This window comes from Lysobacter antibioticus (genome assembly GCF_001442535.1).
Lineage (GTDB): Bacteria > Pseudomonadota > Gammaproteobacteria > Xanthomonadales > Xanthomonadaceae > Lysobacter > Lysobacter antibioticus.
Genome location: NZ_CP013141.1, coordinates 446,029 through 463,382, shown reverse-complemented (window position 1 = coordinate 463,382; position 17,354 = coordinate 446,029). Strand labels below are relative to the sequence as shown.

Here is a 17,354-nt window from a genome sequence, read left to right as displayed (position 1 = left end):
CGCGCCCAACGTAGGTGCTCCCGCCTGACCCAATCCTTGACTAGCCCCTGTAGCGGGCATCCAGGTGCTTACCGCGCAAGACGTGCGGTGAGAGTGTTTACACGGGTCCAACACGGACAGTTCATGCAACAAACCTGCCAACAATCACTGCCAATTCGCCTCACCCCAGTCTGGGGCGCAAGGCGGCGGGCACAACCTTGGCGTATCGAACGTCGCGACTACATGCGCCTCGCAGCGTTAGTCAGCGCACATGCAATACGCAGCTGACACGGAGCATCGAAATGCCATTTGTAAATGAGTTCATCCCTGCAGAAGATGTCGAGCGCTTCGAACTAGATAAAATTGACGAGAAGGTATTCGTAGGCCGAACCAGAGCGCGGGATTGGACCATCGACCGTGAACGAAATATTTACCTGCGGAATATCGCCTCTGGTGGTGGAGCCGATCCTGAAGTACGCAACCGCACCGAGTGGAATTTCTTCTGGCGCAGCGAACTAAATTTCCTGCGACTTGATCTTGTTTCTAGCGGAGAAGAATCGGACGGAGTGGGCTGGTCGCTATGGAAACTGATATGGCTCAACGGCAGTAGTGGCCTCCCAGCGCACCTGAAAGATCAGAAAGCCCAGTTTCTTGCTGACCTCAAAGAGGGACTGATTGCTTACAGAAGCTTCGGCATCTACTCCCGCGCCTGGTCGGGATACAGAGTCATCCTGGAAATCGACCAGGGTTGCATCGTATGACAGAGACGCTGAGCGCTGATGAAGCGATCGCGCTTCTGCGCGGGAACCCAAGTCAGTACGCAACACCACAGGAGTTACGCGAACTAGCCGCGCAGGTAGATGCGGATAGTTCCGGACGTCTCACAGTTCTCTACAGTGGACCGGCTGCAAAAGACATCTGGTCAACCGACGTTATTAATGCAATGCGGGCCGCTGGCGAAGATGTTCGCGTTATCAATGGTAGTCAGGCCGCTGATTTTTTGGAATCCCGCGACTTTAAGCATGCCGTTGCCGTGGCTCACGGGTTGCCTGACCCGGAGCCTTTAATTACCGGAAATTACCGCGGCCCTGCTACAGATTGGCTCTACCACCCCACCGAGGGCCCGTGGGCCGATGCGTCGGGTCGATTCGCTGACAAGACGATCGGTGAGGTACGCGCCATTGTGAGCGATGCGCAGCCCACTCGCGTCTTCGGCGCGATTGAGGTGCCGCATGTATTAGCCAATCAGAACGTCACCACCATCGAGGGTATTCCGCGGGAAGTGTTAGTAGCACACCAATCCACTCATGGAGATCAAGCTGCCTTCGAGATGATCGTTGCGCGTGCGCGGGAAAACGTGAGTCAGTTGCGAGTGGCCTTTGACGATTCCGGAGTTCCACTGCGAGGAGAGTCACGCGTTATCTTGATGGATAGTCGAGCCTATTTTTCCGGAACTCAGATCGAGGGCAAGACACCAGCATTTACAGAGATATCCCGACCCTTGGCAGAAAGCATGAACCCGCCAACTGAGTACGTACTCGCGGGGCAGAAGCACATTAGTGACTGGCAAGCGCAGCTAGCGCAAAGTGAACGCGCAGCAGAGGCCGCGCGGGCTGGACCCGGCAGACGGATAGGTACCGCTGTTGGTCTTGGCTTAGCCGCCAGCGTGCTGGACGCCACGGCCAGTGCCGACCGCGCCAGTACGCTGCTCTCGCAAGACAATCTGTCGGCCGCACAGTCGGAGCTGACGCACTACACTGCGCGCGGCACAGGTGGCTGGATAGGTGGTGCTTCTGCTGGTTTGGTCGCCACGGCGGCAGCCACTGGCCCCGGTGTCGTTGGCTTTATTGTCATCGGCGGTGCAGCCGTGGCTGGCGCGCATGTGGGCGAGCATGTCGCCACGGTGTTGGACAGCTACGAGACCTACACGCATACCCTAAAGGGCGTCACATGGCATTCCAACGGGCGGCAATGGGTCCGGGAAGATTTTGGCGACTTGATCGATGACGGCAAGAACCTACCGACCAAACAGGATTTCTCTGCAGATCCGGAAACGGCGGACGCGCTGAATTACCACGCGAGTATTTCGGCAACGGAACTGGCGATCGGGAAACTTCCGACGCCGCGAAATCCGTATGCGCAGCCGGCGGCGGAGAACGACCCGGTAAGCATGCGCCGCGCCGATTGGGAGCGGGATCCCCAAACGGGCGCGTGGGAGCGAAAGGTCATCGTGGGCTTTGAACAGGCCGGCGTGCCCATCGTCAGAGTCGACCCGGCCAGCGCTGAGCGCGCAGCCCAACTGGAGCAGGCATCGCAACAGGTGATCCAGGAGAACATCGCCAACGGCCCTGCGCCGATGGCGGCTCGTTTCCAAGTGGTTCACCGCAGCGAAGGCTGGGAGCGGTTCGGCGGGGTGCCGCCCTCTATACAATCCGCGCTTCAGCATGATTCGTTAACCGCGTCGGATGGCAAGTTGTATCAGCGCACTGCGGAAGGGCAATGGCAGCGCAATGGCGAGTCCGTGGTGGCCGCCGGTAACCTTCGTCATGAACTGGATAGCACTCGTGCGGCGTTGCAACCGCAGTTGGCGCAGCATCAAGAACAAGTCGCCGCAATTCCGCCTCGGCAGCCGCCCACCTTGGAGGACATCGAGCGAAAGGATCTGATGTCGACCTATCTAGACCACGGAGTCAAACCAAGTCCAGAGCAATTGGAAGCCGCGCTGGAAGCAGTCAGGCGCACCCAGCAAGAGCTTGGCGTCAACCCACTGACGACATCGCTGCACTTGGAACTCAACGCAGACAAAAAATTTAGCATCGACAGTCCGATTCAACACATCCGCCGCGATGCGGACGGCGCGAATAGGCCGCAAGCTGTAACCAGCCCGTTAGAAGTGCAAATGGCCATGCTGGACTTGCGCTCGCCGCCGCCAACTGCGCCGGAAGCACCAGAACTACGGATTGCAAATCTGTCGCCGCAGCAACGCGAAGCATTGGAGCAAGTCGTGCGCCAGGCGAACCGCTTGGGCCTACAACGAGATGATGTGCAGGCCACTGCTCGCCAGGCCGTCGCCAATGCAACCGATGCTGTTCCCGACATCGTCACGAACACGCTCGACGCCGCTCAACTGCAACCGGCACCCAAGCCCGAGGCATTGCGCGAAGTGGATGCTCCTTCGCCCGTGATCGCCAAGGCTGCGGTTGCGGTCGCCGAACCTGTCGTGGAGAAGAAGCAGGAAAAACTATCGGAACAAAAACGTACGGAGCCTGGGCGCGAGCCGCCCGGAACTCTGGACGGTGTGCAACAAACAGCTACTGTCGCTCCACTCGCGGTTGTGACGCCCCCACCCATTCGCGAAGCGGAGAACGTTCAAGCCTTTGCCGAGCCCGGTTTGCCCTCCGCACCAAAGCAGGCCGAGCCCGAGACGGTCGCCGTGGCACCAGCCGAACCGCCTAAACCCGACGTAGTTGTTGCGAAGCCGCCAGAACAGAAAACACCCGCGCCACAGCCCGCGCCTGACGCGCCCACGCCCGCGCCCGCGCCCGCGCCCGCGCCAGCCCAGCCCGCACCTCACCTCGCGCCGGTAGCGGCCGAGGCCACGCCCACGCCAGACACGCCGACTCCAGCGCCTGCCCAGCCTTTCCCCCAAGGTGCGCCTGTGGCGGCCGAAGCCGAGCCCGCGCCTGATGACGGCACCTTGCGCCGCGGCGACCGAGGCGATGACGTCGAGATGCTGCAATTCCGCTTGCAGCGGATCGGCTATGGCGGATCACCCGCTGCACCTTTGCAGCGGAACGGTCAGTTCGATGCCGCGACCGAGCAAGCCGTGCGCCAGCTACAACGCGACCATGGCCTGCCGGAATCAGGCAGCGTTGACCCCGAGACGGTTCAGGCGCTTGCGATAGCGCAACATGCCAAGATCGAATCGCGGAAGACGGAGAACGCCGCCGTCGAGAGCCCAGCCACCGAAAAGACCGCGAAACCTATTGAACTGGCGGCAGTGGCCAATGGAGAGCGAACTGTCGAAACCACTGCGGCTTCGCTGACATCGCCGCTGTCCGACGCGCGTCCGACCGAGATAGGCCGTCGAGTCGAGCCGTCGAACGCACCCAACGAAGATCCTTCCAAGGAGCGGGAACGGCCCCTTGCGCAGGTCGGCGACAAGGCGACGCCAGCGCCGGCAATGGACGCTCAGGATCTTGCGCGCATGTCTCCTGCGGACCAAGCCATGTTCGCGAAGATTCGTACGGGTGCACCCGGCCACATTTCGGATGAAACCGTAGCTGCGGCCATGCTCGCGGCCAAGCAAAACGAGATTCATGACGCAGGCGGTATCAAGCTGGTCGCCGCCGCCAACGGCAAGCTTTGGGTGGAGACACACACCCCGGGCTTTCATACCGGCGTATCGCTTTCCGAGCCGCCGCCCGCGATGCAGGACACCCTGCGCGAGACGCAGGCGGTCAACCAGCAACGCGAGCAGCAACTGGCGCAGGAGGCATCGCGGCGCAATCCGGATGACCCGAGCCGTGGCCCCTCACGATAATCGGAGGAGCTACTGTGTACTCCAATTAGTCGCCCAGTTGTCGAAGCCTGAGTTCATAGTGAGGGATGAAGTCAGTTGGCGCAGCTGGTGGCGCGCACCTCTGGCTCGGAAAGCAATCCTGCCTGACCGCGTATGACATCCCATCTGCAATGAAATGAGAACCGGCTCGACAAAGGAAAATGTCAACGATGAAAAAAATGCGCATTCGCCTCGCCGCCCTACTTTTTTTGATTGCTTGCTGTGGGGCAGTGCAAGCGGCCTCACCTGACAACGACTCCGACGCCAAACATGCCATCAAGCTTTTTCATGATCATTGCCTTGTGCTTCGATCGAAGCCAGACGAATTTGCCAAGGCGTTGGATAAGGCAGGCACACGCCTGAAAGGAGATGAAGCCAGGCTGGTTGGCATTCGGGAAATAGGTGACAGCTGGCGCACGTTAGACGGAGATTATGTTTTCTTCCGGAACGAGTACTCGCGCTGCTATATGTACATCCTCCCTCGCGAGATTACTGGCGTCCTGGGAGAGTTCGGTGACATGGCAGATCACCCGCCGCGCGGAATGACCAGCCGGGAAATTCTACCTGACAAGCAGCAGAAGTTTGTCAGCTTTGTCTGGGCCGGAGACGGAGCTTTGGTTCCAACGAGAATGATCATATCCCCAAGCATGGACGGGGGTTCACATTGGACTCTCAGTGCCACCGATTACAGTGATGAGCCCGCTCCAATCCTTTGGGATCAGATCGGTCCTGGCATCGATATATCCAAAATGCCACCCGCACGATCACGGAGCGCCAATATCGCGATATATCCGCTAGACGGCAACAAGGAGTTAACCAGCTGGATTGAAACGAATAAAGTAAATCAGCAGGCCGATGGGTACGGAGATGTATGGACTTTTGACCCAAGGAAACCGGACAAAGGCTGGAGTCGCCTGGGCAAAGTCGTATCCAAGGATGGCAGCACCGAGGTTTACACTTTTCTGGCTGGCTACACCTTGACCAACTATTTGAACTACAAGGCAGCCACCCAAGCAACCCAGTTGGCGTTGTCCAGATTCGGAAAGGGCGAGGAACCTCGTACCGATCCTGCCAGTGGCGCTCCCTTGCCGACGAGGAAAACGGGGCCTGGCGGATAAGATCGCTTGGAGAAGTCGAATGCAACGCGGAACCACGGGACCGTACATGGTCTACCTTCTCGCCGATCAGCGCGCCGGCCCGTATGTGGTCGGTGTGGGTGGGGAGCTCGCTGAGGTCGTGCGTGAAGTCCGAGAAGTGCATTTTCAACGAGAGTGTCGTACCGGTGACCGCACTCTGTTCCCTTTCTGCTTGGTTTGGCTTGAGCGAACCCAGACCCACGCGGCGGCATGCGAGCGAGCCGCACAGATCCGAAGTTGGCCGCATCGTTGGCAACGCCGCTTGGTCGAGTCGGTGAATCCCGACTGGCGGGAATGGTCGCAGACGGAATGCGGATTTCCCCGCGCATTTTGGCAATGCATTCCCGAACGGGTTGGTGGACTGCAGCCCGCGTAGATCCCGTCGGTTTTCGATTCAGGCGCGACCCGCTAGACTTGAACCTCCGACCAATGATTGACAGCTAGACGACAGCACGCGGTGAACTGCCCAGGGAAATGTAGACACTTCCGGCCTATGATCCGAGCATAGGAGGAAGACCATGAGCACACAGCGATTTACTCCGGAATTCAAGCAAGAAGCGGTTCGGAAAATCGTCGAGAGCGGCCAAACGGTGGCCGAAGTTTCGGCCCGCACGGGCGTGTCGGCACACAGCCTGTACAAGTGGATTAAAGCGGTTGCGCCGGACAAAGCCGAGAAGCAAGCGGGTGAATTGATCGACGCCAAGAGCGAGATCTTGCGGCTTCGTGCGCAGCTGCGTCGCGTGGAGGAGGAACGCGACATCCTAAGAAAGGCGGCACGGTATTTCGCCAAGGAACCCGAGTTAAATACCGCTTCATCAACGATCACCGCACGACGTTTCGCACGGCGACGATGTGCCGGCTAATGCGGGTGACCCGTGGCGGCTTCTATCAGTGGCTGCGCAAACCTCGATCCGATCGAACGATCGAAGATGATCGACTGCTGGGCCTGATTCGCGATTCCTATACGGCCAGCAGCGGTGTGTATGGATCGCGTCGCGTCTGCGATGATTTGCGCGAAGCCGGCGAGGCATGCAGCAAGCATCGCGTGGCTAAGATCATGAAGAGCCATAAAATCAAGGCGAATCGGGCTACAAGACACCGCGCCGGATTGCCGGGCGTCCATCGATCATCGCGCCGAACCGGCTCAATCGGGAATTCACCGTCGCTGCGCCCGACCGCGCCTGGGTCACCGACATCAAACGAACCTGGCAAGGCTGGCTGTACCTGGCGGTCGTCATCGACCTGCACTCGCGCAAGGTGGTCGGCTGGTCGATGAAACCGACCATGGCACGCGACCTGGTGATCGATGCGTTGATGATGGCCTTGTGGCGGCGCAAGCCCATCCCAGGACGTGATCGTTCACTCAGACCAAGGCTCACAGTACGGCAGCGATGATTGGCAGCGGTTCTGTCGCTCGCACCGTCTCTCGCCCAGCATGAGCCGCCGCGGCAACTGCTGGGACAATGCCGTCGCCGAATCGTTCTTTAGCAGCCTGAAGAAAGAGCGCATCCGCAAACGCGTCTACAAAACCCGCGATTTGGCCCGTGCCGACGTCTTCGACTACATCGAAATGTTCTACAACTCCACCCGCCGCCACAGCCACCTGGGCGGCCTCAGTCCCGAGGCCTTTGAGCGTGCCTCACTTTGAGGCTGGGCAGCGTTTTAATTTGCTGGGCAGCCCACTAAACCCGCTGCCACGCCTGACTCTGGCAACATGCTTTGGGGAGCGACCGTTCAACTTGAGTGCAGTTCGAACCACAGGGGCCTAATCATTGAAACGCGCTATTAACGGATTGCTGTTGGCATTTTTCAGTATCTACTCGGCCTCTTGCCAGAGGCAGGGGCTTGCCGAGGCTGCGACTGAAGGAATTAGAGTCGGAGAGACTCGCGCCAACGTCGAACTTCTACTAAAAGGCCGCGGCATAAAGTTCAAGCCCAACCCTCCGTTGGCCGATACATCGGCATTGCCGGCTGAATTAATTCAAGAGGAGGCACTTGAATCGCCTACCCTCACGTTTTTTGTTTCCGAGCCGCCAGTGAATGCGGTCACGAAAACGACAAGAATCATCGTAGTGTTCGATCAAAATGGCCGCGTTTATCGAATCATGACAAAAGAAAGCAACTGCACTGTCTAACCTCAAGCGCATCACCCACCCTTGAGGTCAGCGCATGGGAACCCAGTACAGCCACTTCAGCGCCGAAGAACGCGGTGTGCTCATGGCCATGAAGCAGCATGGCCATAGCGGCCGCGCTATCGCCCGAATGTTGGGGCGTGCCGATAGCAGCGTGTCGCGCGAATTGGCCCGCAATGGGGTGCGTACGCCGGGGCCCACCCCGGCGCTGGGTCGACCCCGGCGAGGCTATGATGCGGTTCGTGCTGGCGAACGGGCGCGGCGCTTGCGCCGTCGAGCGCGACGCGAGCGCAAGCTGAGCGCCGACAGTGCCTTGTGGCTGGAGGTGCAGCGGCGACTGGCACGTTATTGGTCGCCACGTCAGATCAGCCAGGGACTGCGCGAAGAATATCCTGACCGACCGGAGTGGCGGGTGTCGCACGAGACCATCTATACGGCGATTTATGCCATGCCCCGTGGCCCCATTCGGCGGGAGCTGACTCGTTTACTGAAGCAGCAGCGCGCTGCCCGCCATTCGTCCGCACGGGGCCCGGAGCGGCGCGGTCGGATGCTGGATGTGCAGAGTATTCACCTGCGTCCGCCCGCCGCCACCGAACGCCTGGTGCCCGGCCACTGGGAAGGCGATTTCCTGGTCGGCGCACGCAACGCTTCGGCGATCGGCGTGCTGGTGGACCGCAAGACCCTGTTCACGGTGCTGGCGCGGATGCGTGGTTGCACGGCCGCTGACGCGCTGGAGGGATTCAGCCGGGTGCTGCGTCGTTTGCCGCTATCGGCGAGGCAGACGCTGACCTACGACCAGGGCAAGGAGATGGCGCTGCATCGGGTATTGACCCAGCGCACCAACGTATCGGTCTACTTCGCTGACCCAAGCAGTCCTTGGCAGCGCGGCATCTGCGAGAACACCAACGGTCTGCTCCGGCAATATTTTCCGAAGGGCACCGATCTGTCGGGCTACACGCAACGGCAATTGGATCGAATCGCTCATGAGTTCAACACGCGGCCACGGGCGTCGTTGGGCTATCAATTCCCGGCGGTGGTGTTCTTGCGTGAGCTGGGCATGCCTGAGTTAGCTGCGAAGGTTCGTCAGAGTGTTTTCGACTCGTTTGCTGCACTTAGACGTTGACAGTGCAAACCTCGGCTTGTAGGGAAACAAAGGGACCATAATTAAGTCGATCCCATCACGCAACAAGCCCGCCACTTGGCGGGCTTGTTGCCCGCGATCTGCCGAATCGGCGACACGTGCACTTCCGCGCGGCCCGACAGCGCGGCAATCTGGCAGCGAATCCACTGCCCGGAGCAACAAAATGGCCCACCCCAGCCGCCTGGCCGGTTTCATCATCGATTGCGAGACCGGCGACGCTAGTCGCTGAAGGCGGGTGCAAAAAGGCTGCGGCGGCGATGGCCGGGCTTGGTGTTGAGTTTGATTTCAAGCCGGAGCCTAAGTGACTACTGGGCGCAGGCCTAACAATTCATTCGAGCCAAGGCACTTCCAAAATGCGGAAAACACAATATGAAAATACTTAGTGCGTCATTTTTTGTTTTCCTGGCCCTACCATTCCAGGCAGGAGCCTGCCCGACAGGCATGCTGTACGACGGCAATGGTTGCAGCCCGCCGTACGAATACAGCATGGACGACTGGATTCGCGAGAAGAATGATTACCTGGATTCCCTGGGACCCAGGGATCGCGCGCCGGTGCGCTCCATGACTCCAGAGGAAGTGGAAAATATGAAAAAACTCCAGGCCGAAAAGGACCAAAGGGATGCACGAATCGCCCAGGAAGTGGCCAAGGGCATTTGGTTCTCCGCATCTAGTTCAACGCCTGAAGGCAAGCTATGCACTGCTTCATTCGCCAAATTGACAAGCGCGGACAACGGCACAAGCGGCGGCATCGTCAGCATCATGGGGTTTCAGAAACCCAAGCCCGATGCCTGGCTTATTTTTTACGGCACGGGACTCCCGCAGCCGAAAAAGGTCAGGAAAATAAACATCACGCTTCAGCAAGACAATGAACCTGCTCAAGCCGTCCAGGTGTTCAGCTACAGATATCAAGGCAGGGCCGGAGCGATCGCGTTCGCCGTGCCTGGACTGGCTGCGGCGCTGGACGGCATGCGCGATCAACAGACTTTCAAGTTGTCGATCGATGGGAAAACGGCGATGGCGATCCAATGGGCAGAGGCCGCGCCGGTTATCCAGAAACTCAAGCAGTGTGCCCAGTAACGCGGCGGCGCGAATGGAATATTCCGGCCAACTTGACCAAAACACGGGTCGAAGCTTCTTTCCAAGGCCTTCTGATAGACCGCACACCAGGGCGGACGAAGTATTCAAGCCGAAGCCGCTTCGCGGCTCGACTCAATTCAGGCGTTAGGAGCTACACCGATTTCCATGGAAACTCAGGATTGGACAGAGGCGGAGTACTTCGCGTATTTGGCGCACGAGCGCCGCATGTTCGCCTGGGTTCTCCACTACTACGGATCTCTTTCGGCGACGAATGCTCGTGATGCAGCTCTTGCGTTCTATCCCTACGAGGAGCCTGGCGACCTGCGAGGGCTAATCTTCCATGACGAGGCATGGCACTGGGCTATGCTTCGCATCTATGGGGAGCGCTATTGGCAAACTTATCCTAAGTTCCAGCATCCAACACAGGAGTATCGTGATGCTTGGGTGATGCCGGAGCCAACCGGTGACGCCTGACACTTCATTCAAGCCGAAGCCGCTTCGCGGCTCGGCTTGGAGGTTGAACTGATGCGGCTGAATAGCTGCACGGCATGCCAACGGCGGCAGCTGAATTTAGCGCACCTTGTTGAAGACGCTGAACCTTTACTCGCCGCCAGCTTGCGCCGCATAGGCGCCCGCCGTATCGCGCGGTCATTCAATGCCGCCTGGAGGACGCGGGTCCAGCACCGCTTCGTCGGCCGATACGCGTATAGCAGGGAGCGTATGCACATCGGTCTGAATCCGCGATTGAATAAATTCATCCATCTCTCTGCGCGTGCATGGACACTGGCGGCATGGTTGCGGCGAGGCTTGCGTGGGACCGTATCTACCGTCTGGGGTAAGCCAAGAGCAACCACCGCCGGGAGAGTAGTCCGCATCAGCTCCACCGTAATACGCAGCGATGACTGCGATCGCCCCCGGCAGCGCCAGCACCATCAACAACATCAACACGGGCATGGAGCTGGCGAAACGCGGCCTGTGCGTGGGCAGACTAGTGTGCGGCGATGCGGCCGGCGGCATGCCATAGGACGGCGGCATCTGAGCCGGCGCTTGCGATGGCGCGGGCGCGTAAGCCTGCCGGCCCGTGCGCGAGGCCGCCATCCGATCGACCGGCGGCTGCGGTTTTGGTCGCGACTTGGCGTTACGCGCGGCGCGCGTCAGCAGTTCCTCGCGCACGCACGAAGCGCAGCTCTGTCCAACGTAATGCTGATGTTCGCGATTTCTGTCGCACACCACGATCAGCCCGCGCGAAGGCTGCGCATATAGGCGCAACGCATTGCCCCATTCCCCCGAACTCGGCCGCGCCGCCGGCGCGTCGCTGAACGCGCGGTCGAACAGATCGCGCAACCGTACCGGCATCATCGCGTGCGCGCTGACCGGGTTCGGCAGCATGGAAGAATTGCCGCTGCGTCCGTAGGCATAGCAACGCCCGCGGATACGGCCGGGCACGTCGGTCGGCACGCTATCGTGCGCAGGCCGTCCGCTGTACGGATGGATCCCGAAATTCAGCAGCTGAAAGATCACCACCGCCAGGGCGAAGCGGTCCTGGGTTTCCTCGCCGGTTTCGTCCAGGGAGTGGGTCTGGTATTCCGGCGCCAGATAATCGGGCGTGTACTGCGGCGCGTGGAATCGTCGGCCGCGACCCTGGATGCTGAAACCGTCGCAGTCGAGCAAGGCGATGTGGAGCGAGGCGCGATCGAAACGCAGGTTCACCGGCTTGAGATCGACCACGTAATGATGCTGCGTATGCAAGGCTGCGAGCACCGACGCCAGATTCGCCGCCAAGGTGACTTTGCGACCCAACCCGACCGGCAAACCGGCTGCGCGCGCTTGGCGCTCCTGCAGGACTTGTTCCAATTCCGAGGTCGCATCCACGTCCAATACGGGCATCGTGAAGCCGGCGAAGCGGCCGCGAGCGTCGCGCACCGTCGCGTCGGGCCAGGCGATCTGCACGTAGCGTTTGTCGCCTTCGATCTGGTCCGGCAATTGCGGGCGCAACTGCAGCATGGCTTCGATGCGATCAGTGTAGCTCGGCGGATCGACGCGGGCGTGGTAGATCTTGGCGACGCTATTGGGATAGTCCGGCAGCAGGTACACGCTGCCGGCGCCGCCTCTCTTAATCAAGGGGCCGAGCTGGGTGCGGCGCATCCCGATCACGATGCTGCTGCCGGTGCTCGGGCTGGTCATCGCCGGACTCAGCCCGCAGTGAGATCAACAAGATCTTGTCGTCGGAGGTAGCGCCATGCGTGCGCGGGTCTTGTAACGTAACCGGATCGCTCATGACAATCCTTTGGCAGTTCTTACGGTGAACCACCGTACTGACGCGCCGGATTTTTGCCTGCGGTCGCTGCGGGCCATGTCTGCTGGTGGCGAAACTACGCCGCTCGCGATGGCCTTGATATAGTCGGATGGAGCTAGGTCATCTCGTCGAGTTCCACTCGTAAAATCGAGTCTCGACAACCATGACCAGTTCAGCGGTATGGCATAGGCTCAGCATCATCGTGCCCGATGCAACAACTAATTCATGCCGAGGCCGCTTCACGTCTCGCACTACCAACGCAACATGCCGGCTGAAGATTGACATCTATCGCAGAAGTTCCTCACTCACCCGGAGCGACTCCGTCTCATGCTCAAGTCCGTCCTCGACCTGTTCCGCAAGAAGCCGGCGACACCTGAAACCGCACAGAAGGCCTCATCCGCCGAGACTGCTCCCACACAGGAATCGCAACCTGTACGCTGGTTGGCCAAGGACGATCCGCGTAACCCATTCACGGTGGAGGGCTACGACTGTTTGAGGTTCGTCAGCACCATGCGGTCGACTACTGCGGACGAACGTATCGCGACCTCTTTCGCAAATCTTCGCGCCAGCCTGGGGCAGGAGCATATCGGCGTGCTACCGGAGAATGCGATCGAACTCGAATGTCGCCTCGCGTACCCTTCCGGCGAAGTGGCTGAAGGCGCGCTGTTCAAGGCGCAGCAAATGGAGGATAAGTGGGACGTCTATCTGTATGGCGATCGCATGTACTTTTCCCGCAGTTGGACCGGCGTTTTGATGTATGCCGCCGGCTTCATCGCTACGTCCAATAGTTTGACGATAAACCGGGTATGGGTCCCGTCTGAACTGGCCGGCGATCCAAAATATTTTCTGCGGCAGCTCGACTACCTGGTGAAGAGCCACATTCTTGGTCGTCGAATTCCGCATCCGCTACCGGCTGATTTTGAGCGGGATATGCAAGCGATCGCGCTCTTCTCATTGAGCCAGTACGGACGGCAATGCTGTTTTGGAACGTTCGAAGAAACACTGCGCGAGGACATTACCAAGCCGCAGCCTGTGCCGTCTAAGGCATGAAAACCGCGTCTTCGATCTCGGACTCCGCTGTTGCCTCGCCTGGAAGCCTCGAGCAACGGCCCATGCCGAAGCCGCTTCGCGACTCAATCCTAGCGCATGACAATCGTGACTAAAGTCTTCCCTGCACTCGCACTGTTAGCCCTGCTGCCCAACACGGGACTGGCATGCAGTCTTTACAGGTCGTCGGAATTTCATGTGGATGGCATCGAGCATGCTTCCGCGAAACCGCCTCGGGTCGGCGTACGAGATGTCAATTTCGTCCCCTGGATCTCCGCCGGTGACAGCTGCGACGGGGTTGGCTTCATCACAATTGAGCTTTCCGGCCCTTCCGCCCGCGACACAGATAGCTACGGCGTCTTAATTCAGGCTCAGACGGGAGTCAAGGACGAAGGTTTGCTCCCGAGGTATCCGCTTGCTCCATTGCGAACTTATAAGGGGAGAGTCTCAGTAAGTTTGGCTTGGACAGGTATCTCGCGAGATGCAGATGGCCACGTTCGTTGGAGGTTGAAAATTACGCCGGTGTCACGCTCGGGAGTGCTAGGCGCTCCGGTGTCAGTCTGCGTGGCCTCCGACGACTCCTGCCCTCACCTTGTCCTTGATCCGCCATGATGCTGCTCGGGCGCAGTAGTTGCGGCGACATCGTTGCTTGGGCTGCCTCCGCGGCTGAGACCACACAAGCGATACCGTGCTATGGCGCTTCAGGCAGCGAGCCTCAACGTACGATGTCCGCGCAAACGTCGCCCTCGGTGAAGTAAGAAAAGACTTTATACGCTCGGGTGAAGACCGCCACCTTGCAGGCATGCTCTGCGCCATTCTTGCCGCGATAACCCTTTTCATAGGTCAGCCTCGATTCGCCCTGCAGGATGTCGGTGGTGGCCGACGGCGAACCCCAGTGGGCGCGGAACTCGGCTTCGGTGCGGCCGACCCAAGGTTCGAGCAGCGCCGCGCCGGCTTGACGACTGCGCTCGCTTTCGGCCTTCGCGCCGGCGTGGATGCGCGCATAGTCGTAGTCGAAATATGCGCGGCCGGAGCAATTCGGCGCCGACACCAGACAACCGGCGCCGTTCGCCGCGGCGCACTGGCTCAGCGCATCCACGCGCGCGGCTTCCGGATAGGAGCTTTCGGCCACGAACGGCGGGCCGCCTTTCTTCGGCCACGCCGCCGCCAGGCAGCTATTGCTATGCGCCGCGATCAACTTGCACGCCGGCCCGGTGCAACGATCTTTCGCGGATTTCTCGGCATCGGCCTGCGACAGCGCGTTCGCCGCCGAGTACACGGCCTTACCGTTGCCGGCCAGCGCACCGAAGAACTGTCGATCGTCACCAGCGATTTCAAACAGATGCGCGCGCTGCTGCGCGCTCATGCCGTCGGTTTGCAGCAAACCGCCCGCGATGCCCGAGCACAGCGGCTCGCTACGCAGATTGCAGATCTTGTCCGGACTTTTCGCATTGCAGCCCCTCAGCGCGTCGCGGCTGGCGGCGATCTCGTCCTGGCCCACCGCGCTGGCGAATTGCTTGTCGGCGTTGAACGCCACCGCGATGCAGGCGTTGTTCGCGCTCGCCATGAGCGTGCAGCCTTCGCCGCCCTGATCGGCGCACTGCTTGAGCGCCGCGCTTTCTGCCTTGCGTTGACTGCCCAGATCGCCGGCGATGCCGACCTGCGCCAGCGCCGGCGACGCCGCGATCGCGCCCCACCCCTTGCGCGCTTGTGCGCCGGCCCTGGCCTGCATCGCCTCCATCGGACTCTCCGGCGGGGGCAGCGGTTGATTCTGCGCTGCCGCCTGTATCGCCTGCTGATACGGCACGACTACGTTCTGCACAAAATTCTGCATGCACTGCTGTTGTTGCTGGCCACCGGCCACCGAGCATTGCGCGCGCGCCTGGACGCTCCAGCCCAGAAGCAGCAATGCGGGCAGCACAAGAATCTTCTTCATCGAGTCCATGGGGAATCCTCCGTTTCCTGACTATCGAATGGTCGCAATCTGTGGCGAGAAGTTTCCCAGTTCAAATCCCCGCGCAGCGACTGCATCGGCGATGGAAGCAGGACCATCCGATCCTGCTGGTCCGTCGACCTCGTCGTTCGGTCGGCACTTCAGCCCCGAGACCAAGCAACACGCTCGCTGGCAAAACGACAGGACTTATCGCCACCCATCAAACCGCTGCACTATATCCGCCTCAGACACTCGCTGTTAAGTCTACGCGGTGGCAACGAGAGCTAAGGTCACGAAATCAGCCACTTACCGGGGCCACCGCGCCGGCGCCGCATTCCAACATGCGGTCAGTTGCAGATCATCCAACTGAGCCGCTATGAGCGCCAACAAGCACCCACCCCACGCCGCCACTCTGCTCAACGCGTAAGTCTGAGCCTCGACTGGCTGTCAGAGAATTCCTACTGCGTGCGTGTCAGCGGCTGCGCATGACGTTGAAGGTTCTCGCATTTCGTGTGGTTTCTGCCGCACTAATGAGCAAGGCCTCGGCCGATACCATGACGATAAGGGCGCGCCTCGAAGTTCTAGATGCTCGCCTCCGAAGCAATGGCCAGCTGGTTCATCTAAAGATCGAAGCAGAAGAACCTTGTGTGTCGCTGGCGAACGCTGAAGTTGCAGTGCTGCTGCCAGAAGCGCACGTTTGCCGCGTGGCCGAGGGTGATGACCCTCTCCAGAAAGATGCTCATACCAGCCGAGTCTGGAGCGGGCGCGCCCGGAAGATCCTTGTGCAAAGCCGAAGCGACTTCACGCCTGACTCCCAGCTCATGACTATCGACTGCGAGCGTGCAAGCCTCCGGAACGTCTCTACGACATCGGCATCGCCGTCGGGAATCTCGCATCCGCCAAAGCTTCCCGTTGGCGACGCCGACCGGCCCGAGGCTCTCCGCGTCCGGACATCCCGTTGCGCTTGGCCGCGAGCATCGCTCAAGATGTCCGACAGGACTGGGCCCTCGAATCATCTGGCAACGGCTATCAACACCTTCAAGGAATGAGCAGGTGCTTAACGTTTTTCATCGCTCTGCGTCCCTGCGACTTGGTTGCGCCCTCGGCCTGGCTTGGCCGGTAGCGATGTATGCCCTATTTCTGGCGATTGCCTGGTTTCCCACTGATCCGTACTCGGCTGCTGGCGACCTATCGTGGGTCGACCCAACCATCGTTACGCTCGTGGCTACAGTGGCAACGACTCACATGCTGCTGATAGCAGCGCCGCAGTTTGGCCGGTTGCGCAGGAGATACCGCATGGCAATCATGGTGCCCATAATCTTGGTACTTGCCTCGGCTGCGATCACATTCGTTCGCGCCTGACGGATCATGTGCACCCACTTTCTGTCGGCCCCGCTTCGCAGCGCGGCACGATTCCGGTATCAGGTAGCAATGGACAGTTTCTCGCGATGGGTAATATTTGCAGCTCTCGTCTGGCTGGCATGCTCGTGCACGGACGACGTGCAGGACGTAACTTACGCGACTAGTGCTGACGCAGTGGCAGCTTCTGCCATGGAGAGGAGATGGATCCCTTCGTGGATTCCGCCAGAGGCGTCCCGCCTGAGCGAAGTGCACAACGTCGATACAAACGAGAGCGCACTGGCTTTTAGTCTGCCGGCCAAGTTGCATTGGAGGCCTCCGGCCTCGTCGTGCCGGGCTGCGGATGCGGGTGAGTTTTACGAGCTCGGGTTCAATCGCGAGTGGATACCGGAAAAACTGGTCGACTACGATTTCTATAGTTACCCAGAACGTTCCGCGACGGGAGGAGTTCCGCTGCTGTCGGCTCTTGCCGTACGGAAAGACGGGCAGCACGTACTGTATTGGCGTTATGTTGCCCCCCTGACGGTTCATCCAAGCCGAAGCCGCTTCGCAGCTCCACCTAGTTCAGGCGTTAGGCCTCTTCGAACAGCCAGGTTGCCTGCCCGCTTCTGTTGCAGCAAGAATTCCCATCTATGGTTGTGATCTTCCGCGCCACCAGGTATCCAGCATTAGGCATTCGTCGCCCTTCATGCC

The 17,354-nt window shown here is 60.0% G+C and carries 11 protein-coding genes and 1 pseudogene; 10 read left to right on the top strand and 2 right to left on the bottom strand.

Translation table 11 applies throughout. The features are described from left to right. Nucleotides 1-281 precede the first annotated feature (281 nt). The 8 genes and pseudogenes from GLA29479_RS23435 to GLA29479_RS01885 all read left to right on the top strand — a co-directional run bounded on the left by GLA29479_RS23435 (nucleotide 282) and on the right by GLA29479_RS01885 (nucleotide 10,500). Nucleotides 282-740, top strand: coding sequence for a hypothetical protein (locus tag GLA29479_RS23435; RefSeq protein ID WP_237051707.1), 459 nt, complete (start codon nucleotides 282-284; stop codon nucleotides 738-740). After that, entirely contained in the window at nucleotides 737-4,522 is a 3,786-nt protein-coding gene (locus GLA29479_RS24225) for a peptidoglycan-binding protein (protein WP_144436310.1), read from the top strand. Before GLA29479_RS23435 ends, GLA29479_RS24225 begins: the two co-directional genes overlap by 4 nt. A gap of 188 nt (nucleotides 4,523-4,710) precedes the next feature. Further along, nucleotides 4,711-5,658: a hypothetical protein gene (locus tag GLA29479_RS24220; RefSeq protein WP_144436309.1), complete on the top strand. Its 948-nt coding sequence runs from the start codon at nucleotides 4,711-4,713 to the stop codon at nucleotides 5,656-5,658. A gap of 536 nt (nucleotides 5,659-6,194) precedes the next feature. Further along, nucleotides 6,195-7,362 (top strand): annotated as a pseudogene (locus GLA29479_RS01900) (IS3 family transposase). An 86-nt stretch (nucleotides 7,363-7,448) separates the two neighbouring features. Then, nucleotides 7,449-7,811 (top strand): hypothetical protein, encoded by a 363-nt coding sequence (locus tag GLA29479_RS24215; RefSeq protein ID WP_144436308.1) that lies wholly within the window; start codon nucleotides 7,449-7,451, stop codon nucleotides 7,809-7,811. 34 nt (nucleotides 7,812-7,845) lie between these two features. After that, entirely contained in the window at nucleotides 7,846-8,931 is a 1,086-nt protein-coding gene (locus GLA29479_RS01895; protein WP_082638210.1) for an IS30 family transposase, read from the top strand. 387 nt (nucleotides 8,932-9,318) lie between these two features. Next, the gene (locus tag GLA29479_RS01890; protein ID WP_144436307.1) at nucleotides 9,319-10,026 is read left to right on the top strand and encodes a hypothetical protein; all 708 of its coding nucleotides are present in this window, start codon (nucleotides 9,319-9,321) and stop codon (nucleotides 10,024-10,026) included. Between the two features lie 165 nt (nucleotides 10,027-10,191). Then, the gene (locus GLA29479_RS01885; RefSeq protein WP_057919664.1) at nucleotides 10,192-10,500 is read left to right on the top strand and encodes a hypothetical protein; all 309 of its coding nucleotides are present in this window, start codon (nucleotides 10,192-10,194) and stop codon (nucleotides 10,498-10,500) included. A gap of 174 nt (nucleotides 10,501-10,674) precedes the next feature. Here the strand turns inward: GLA29479_RS01885 and GLA29479_RS01880 are convergent, their stop codons facing one another. After that, nucleotides 10,675-12,210, bottom strand: a complete 1,536-nt coding sequence (locus GLA29479_RS01880) for a hypothetical protein (protein WP_057970611.1) — start codon at nucleotides 12,208-12,210, stop codon at nucleotides 10,675-10,677. A gap of 439 nt (nucleotides 12,211-12,649) precedes the next feature. On the opposite strand from GLA29479_RS01880, the gene GLA29479_RS01875 reads away from it, so the two are divergent. Beyond that, a complete protein-coding gene (locus GLA29479_RS01875) occupies nucleotides 12,650-13,372 on the top strand; it encodes a hypothetical protein (RefSeq protein ID WP_057919666.1) in 723 nt (240 codons plus the stop codon). Nucleotides 13,373-14,084: 712 nt separating this feature from the next. On the opposite strand, the gene GLA29479_RS01870 is transcribed toward GLA29479_RS01875, so the two are convergent. Continuing rightward, nucleotides 14,085-15,314, bottom strand: coding sequence for a DUF4189 domain-containing protein (locus tag GLA29479_RS01870; protein ID WP_057919667.1), 1,230 nt, complete (start codon nucleotides 15,312-15,314; stop codon nucleotides 14,085-14,087). 1,356 nt (nucleotides 15,315-16,670) lie between these two features. Between GLA29479_RS01870 and GLA29479_RS26230 the strand changes: the two genes are divergently transcribed. Further along, a complete protein-coding gene (locus GLA29479_RS26230; RefSeq protein WP_486624443.1) occupies nucleotides 16,671-17,303 on the top strand; it encodes a YbbD-related protein in 633 nt (210 codons plus the stop codon). The last annotated feature ends 51 nt before the right edge of the window (nucleotides 17,304-17,354 follow it).

Bases quoted from the DNA above. Each gene is read 5' to 3' on its own strand.
- GLA29479_RS23435 (WP_237051707.1), top strand. From the start codon at position 282: ATGCCATTTGTAAATGAGTTCATCCCTGCAGAAGATGTCGAGCGCTTC.
- GLA29479_RS24225 (WP_144436310.1), top strand. From the start codon at position 737: ATGACAGAGACGCTGAGCGCTGATGAAGCGATCGCGCTTCTGCGCGGG.
- GLA29479_RS24220 (WP_144436309.1), top strand. From the start codon at position 4,711: ATGAAAAAAATGCGCATTCGCCTCGCCGCCCTACTTTTTTTGATTGCT.
- GLA29479_RS01895 (WP_082638210.1), top strand. From the start codon at position 7,846: ATGGGAACCCAGTACAGCCACTTCAGCGCCGAAGAACGCGGTGTGCTC.
- GLA29479_RS01890 (WP_144436307.1), top strand. From the start codon at position 9,319: ATGAAAATACTTAGTGCGTCATTTTTTGTTTTCCTGGCCCTACCATTC.
- GLA29479_RS01885 (WP_057919664.1), top strand. From the start codon at position 10,192: ATGGAAACTCAGGATTGGACAGAGGCGGAGTACTTCGCGTATTTGGCG.
- GLA29479_RS01880 (WP_057970611.1), bottom strand. From the start codon at position 12,210: ATGACCAGCCCGAGCACCGGCAGCAGCATCGTGATCGGGATGCGCCGC.
- GLA29479_RS01875 (WP_057919666.1), top strand. From the start codon at position 12,650: ATGCTCAAGTCCGTCCTCGACCTGTTCCGCAAGAAGCCGGCGACACCT.
- GLA29479_RS01870 (WP_057919667.1), bottom strand. From the start codon at position 15,314: ATGGACTCGATGAAGAAGATTCTTGTGCTGCCCGCATTGCTGCTTCTG.
- GLA29479_RS26230 (WP_486624443.1), top strand. From the start codon at position 16,671: ATGTGCACCCACTTTCTGTCGGCCCCGCTTCGCAGCGCGGCACGATTC.